Below are 575 nucleotides of genomic sequence, written 5' to 3'. Positions count from 1 at the left end.
CTCTACGTCGCGGTGCGCGAGCAGGCCGGGCGCGAAGCCAGCCCGACCACTGCGATCATCGACAGCCAGACGGCGAAGGGCGCGCAAAAGGGGGCACTACGGTCGATCCGTCCGGCTACGACGCGGGCAAGAAGGTCGTCGGCCGCAAACGCCACCTACTGACCGACACGATGGGCATGCTGCTCGCTGTCGTTGTCCATCCGGCCCACGTGCAGGATCGCGATGGCGCCGAGCCACTGCTGCGTCAGGCCCGGCGACTGTTCCCCTTCGTCGAGCGCATCATCGGTGATGCGGGCTATCAGGGACCGAAGATGGCGGCCGCGGTTGCGCGCACCGGCACATGGAAGATCGAGATCGTGCACCGCTGCGACCGCCATCGCTTCGTCGTCCTGCCGAAGCGATGGATCGTCGAGCGCACCATCGGATGGATCAGCCGCAACCGCCGCCTCGCCCGCGACTTCGAGCGCCACTGCCGTATCGCGTGCGCCTTCGTCCGCATGGCCATGATCCGCATCATGCTCCGCCGACTGGCAGCAATGCCCTCAGCATGAATCGGAACTTCCCGGATGGGCTCT

The 575-nt window shown here is 66.8% G+C and carries 1 pseudogene; it reads left to right on the top strand.

The window, feature by feature from the left end:
- Nucleotides 1-551: pseudogene (locus IEY36_RS30460) on the top strand (IS5 family transposase); the annotation flags it as partial.
- Between the last annotated feature and the right edge of the window lie 24 nt (nt 552-575).

Source organism: Neoroseomonas lacus (assembly GCF_014644535.1).
Taxonomy (GTDB): Bacteria; Pseudomonadota; Alphaproteobacteria; order Acetobacterales; family Acetobacteraceae; genus Neoroseomonas; species Neoroseomonas lacus.
The sequence above is the reverse complement of the archived record's forward strand: the minus strand, read 5'-3'. Positions and strand labels throughout refer to the sequence as shown.